Source organism: Vibrio sp. 10N.222.49.C9 (assembly GCF_041474985.1).
Taxonomy (GTDB): Bacteria; Pseudomonadota; Gammaproteobacteria; order Enterobacterales; family Vibrionaceae; genus Vibrio; species Vibrio crassostreae_C.
Map to the genome: position 1 here is coordinate 1 of NZ_JBFRVD010000293.1, position 430 is coordinate 430.

Genomic DNA, 430 nt, shown 5'->3' on the forward strand with positions numbered 1-430 from the left:
GCCTTATCGATAAGCGCTTGAGAAGCAGTCACTCCAGTAACGACTTTATTGATGGTTTTGCTTCCTTCAACCTGAAGTCCATTTGGCGCGTAATCTTTAATCAGTTCAGGGGAAAGCTTGTCATTAAGAATGCGTTGCAGTTGTAAATTGTTCATTTTGCTTCCAAATAATTGAAAATACGTCTGATATGTAGCAAGTTAAACAAACAAATGTCTGCTCGTCTAGCTACTAGGGTCTGTTAGCCAATGCCAAATACCTATGTTGATGTCTCTACATTATCTCAATTCGCTGATTGGATAGCGACAACACCGCCACTGTTGCATGGTGATGAGGTTATTGTAGAGGAGCTTCCTTTTCAAACCCTCTGCGCTGAGAAAATGCATACCTATACGGGTAACCCTCGGCTCGGGTTTATCTATCAGTATTTGTG

General features: G+C 41.6%; 1 protein-coding gene and 1 pseudogene. One reads left to right on the forward strand and one right to left on the reverse strand.

The annotated features are described in order from the left end of the window. Positions 1 to 155, reverse strand: a 155-nt coding sequence (locus AB4585_RS23195) for a Nif3-like dinuclear metal center hexameric protein (protein ID WP_372171141.1), incomplete at its 3' end; no start/stop codon positions are given. A gap of 90 nt (positions 156 to 245) precedes the next feature. On the opposite strand from AB4585_RS23195, the pseudogene AB4585_RS23200 reads away from it, so the two are divergent. Further along, positions 246 to 430, forward strand: a pseudogene (locus tag AB4585_RS23200) (DUF1853 domain-containing protein); the annotation flags it as partial.